Source organism: Cyanobacteria bacterium GSL.Bin1 (assembly GCA_009909085.1).
In the GTDB taxonomy this organism is placed as follows: Bacteria; Cyanobacteriota; Cyanobacteriia; order Cyanobacteriales; family Rubidibacteraceae; genus Halothece.
In genome coordinates this window covers 1-3,515 of sequence record JAAANX010000010.1, presented here as the reverse complement: position 1 = coordinate 3,515, position 3,515 = coordinate 1, and the positions used below count along the sequence as shown (strand labels likewise).

General features: G+C 46.7%; 2 protein-coding genes and 1 tRNA gene. 2 read left to right on the top strand and 1 reads right to left on the bottom strand.

What is annotated here, in order from left to right; all coding sequences use genetic code 11:
* Positions 1–1,715 (top strand): 4Fe-4S binding protein (locus GVY04_00280; GenBank protein NBD14613.1); only part of this gene is annotated, 1,715 nt, incomplete at its 5' end.
* A gap of 4 nt (positions 1,716–1,719) precedes the next feature.
* On the top strand, positions 1,720–2,670 hold the full coding sequence (cysK, locus tag GVY04_00275; protein NBD14612.1) for a cysteine synthase A: 951 nt from the start codon (positions 1,720–1,722) through the stop codon (positions 2,668–2,670).
* Positions 2,671–3,285: 615 nt separating this feature from the next.
* On the opposite strand, the gene GVY04_00270 is transcribed toward cysK, so the two are convergent.
* A tRNA-Gly gene (locus GVY04_00270) sits at positions 3,286–3,357 on the bottom strand.
* Positions 3,358–3,515: the final 158 nt, after the last annotated feature.

The window sequence follows — 3,515 nt, the reverse complement described above, 5'->3', positions numbered from 1 at the left end:
CTCGGCAACTCTCAGTCCGCCTCATCTTGATCGCCCCCCAAAAAATATCGCTTCCCGATATTGATCATCACAGCATCAAACTTCCCCCCCTCAGTCAACGCAAAGCTGATATCAGCGATTTCGCCCGCTACTTTGTGCAGAAGTTTAGTCAAGAGCGCGATCGCGAACAGCTAGAACTGGATCAAGCAGATTTGCGACGCTTAATTAGTTACGACTATCCTGGCAATATTGCCGAACTCGCTGCCATCCTCAAACGTGCTGTCGCCATGACCCCACCTGGGCAAACTGTCATCCCAGAACAGGTCTTATGGTCGGTGGAATCCCAGAAAAATAGCTTTCGCATTGACCTCCTAAATCTGATTCCTGGGTTGCGTAGATTTCTCCTCAGTCATTGGTGGCCCCACCGAACTTGGGTGTTGATGATGCTTGCCTTTATCCCTGTTACCATCATGGGCTTCATTGGTCTGCAAGATCGAGGTGATAGCATTACCCTGCATTTATTCTGGGCCTGGTGGTGGCCCTTCTACTTGCTATTGTTCCCAATTTTAGGGCGTTTGTGGTGTTCCGTCTGTCCCTTTATGATCACAGCAGAATGGTTACGAAAACTCTCCTTATGGATTTTTCCCCGTTCCCTCAAACCTTGGAACACTAAGGCACTGAATCGTTGGGGCGCTTGGTGGCTATGGGGGGGATTTGTCGCCATTTACATCTGGGAGAAACTGTGGGATTTGCCCCACACTGCTTATCTCTCCGCTTGGCTATTAATGATTATCACTGCTGGTGCGATTATCTTTAGTTTGATTTATGAACGTCGCTTGTGGTGTCGCTATCTGTGTCCCATTGGCGGGATGAACGGCTTATTTGCCAAGCTCTCGATGATTGAACTGCGATCGACCCAACAAGTCTGTGGCAGTCAATGCAATACCTTTGGCTGCTACAAAGGCAGTGAGGAAACGCCTGTCAATTTTTCCGACCCCCTGCCCACAGAAGGACAAGCAACGGGAGGTTGTCCCCTTTATTCTCATCCAGCGCAATTAAAAGATAATCGAGATTGTATGTTCTGCATGACTTGTCTGAAGGCGTGTCCCAATCGTTCGGTGCAGTTAAATCTGCGCTTTCCGGCAGCGGATTTGCTCGAAGGTCACCAGCCATTTTGGGCGGAAGCAGCGTTACTGCTGTTATTGCTGGGCGGTGTATTTATGCACGAAGGCAATAAATTGCTTAGCTGGTTCGGTTGGGGAGATATTCCCTTAGATTCCCAACATTTGCTCGTTTCTTTGCCAGTGGTCTCCCTGCTGTTAAGCCTTCCCTTTGTTTTTACCTATGGCGTTCAGCAATTAACTCGGTTGTGGATGCGTTTGGTCTTTCCCATAGGACAACAGGAGTTCCCCAACTATTTAAAGGTGGTCTATGCCTATTTGCCCCTCACTCTAGGTGCGAACCTCGCTTACTATATTCCCACAGCGATTACCGAGTCGGGAACACTATTGCCGACTTTGGCGCGGAGTTTGGGTTTGAGTGGTAACTTGTTGCCAACGCTAACCTGGAGTTTGGATGTGGCGAACTTCCTACAAGGTGCGGTGCTATTGTGGTCTTTTGCTTTTAGCGTTTATATTCTATTTGCGATCACCAAGCGTTTCCTGAAGTCCAATCTCCCCCATATTTTATTGATGTTGGGATTCACTGCGGTTTTCTTTCCGCTCATGGTGCTTTAAAAATATGCAGATTTATAACGATATTACCGAAATTATCGGCGGGACTCCTCTGGTTCGGCTCAATCGTCTTCCTCAACAGTACGACTGTGTGGCGGAAATTGTGCTGAAGTTAGAAAGTTTGAATCCTGCTAAGTCAGTGAAAGACCGCATTTCCATTAGTATGGTTGCAGAAGCAGAGCGCAGCGGCTTACTCAAACCAGGAGAATCTACGATTATTGAATCCACATCAGGGAATACCGGTATTGGCTTGGCAATGGTTTGTGCTGCCAAGGGGTATCGCATGATTTTGACGATCCCAGAAAACATGAGTCAAGAACGTATGCAACTGATCAAAGCTTATGGGGCGGAAATTGTCACTACTCCAGCAGCCTTGGATATCTCAGGCGCGATCGCGCGAGCCAACGAACTTTTGGCAACCATTCCCAATTCCTTTTCTCCCCAACAGTTTAGCAATCCTGCCAATCCGAAAATCCATTACACGACTACGGGTGTGGAACTTTGGGAAGAGACTGATGGTAACTTGGATGCGGTGGTAGTTGGTGTGGGAACTGGTGGCACGTTAACGGGGGCTGGACGCTATTTGAAACAGCGCCACCCCGAACTACAAATCATCGCGATCGAACCCACGTTAAGTCCTGTTTTGAGTGGCGGTTCTCCCCACGTTCACAATTTACAAGGAATTGGTGCGGGCTTTATTCCCGATGTCTTGCGAGTGGATTTAATTGATGAAGTGATGATTGTCAGTGAAGAACAAGCCTATCAGGTGGGGCGAGAGTTAGCCCAACAGGAAGGGATTCTCAGTGGCATTTCCACGGGGGCAGCTGTTTATGCAGCCTTGGAACTGGGACAGAAAGCGAAGTGGGCGGGCAAACGCATTGTTGTCATTCAACCCAGTGGCGGAGAACGGTATTTAAGTACGCCTCTGTTTGCAGAAACGGCAGAAAGAGTAACCTGAGTTGCAAGCAAACGTCCCCTTCTTTGGGGTAACCTAAATTTCTCTATCCTAGTCGAACAATTTAAACGGATGGTGAGTTGTGGAAAAGATGAACGCGATCCCTGCCAAGAAGTCTTTTGTCAGCACCCCGGTTCTAGTGATCAGTTGGTCGCCTTGAAGTTTAGTTATGATGATTAGAGTTAATTCGCTAGATCAAGTTATACAACTACTCCAACTCAAAGCGCGATCGCGCTTTGACCAACTATTTCAACTCTTAATCAACTCAAACTGTTTTTTCTGAGAGAGTTCTTGAATCAAGGGAGTTTGACGGAACCAAGGACATATAATTCTTCTTGAGCGGTATTAAGGAGTGCAGATTGAGAATAACAAGTGCTTCGGCACTCAGCACAGATTACCAATCCAGATAAGGGATATTTCGGAGCAGTTGATCCGAAGCATTTACGCTGACGATTATCGCTAAGAATTAGATGCCATTTTTCTAGCACCGCTTTTAAGCCGCAGCTTTCTGGAGACTTCCGATTGCCCTCAAATAGTCCAAATTTAGTCCAGGAATTAGTCCAAAGTTATAAAAAGATTAGCAAAGGCTGGAATGCTTGCATGGGAAGAATTTCAGGAAGCGGGCAATGGGACTCGAACCCACGACATTCACCTTGGGAAGGTGACGTTCTACCACTGAACTATACCCGCGCTAATTAATTATTATAGAAAAATTTCTCCCTGCTGGGAAGAGAGAGGATTTTGGTTAACCTTAGCCACCATTGCACAAAATAAACATTTAGTATCTATTTTGTCATAAATCTTAGTATCAACAGGTCTAGAATAGAGCATAATCGCCCTCAGGAGGA

What these genes read in the sequence shown, in the direction of transcription:
- cysK (NBD14612.1), top strand. Translation starts at nt 1,720, where the DNA reads ATGCAGATTTATAACGATATTACCGAAATTATCGGCGGGACTCCTCTG.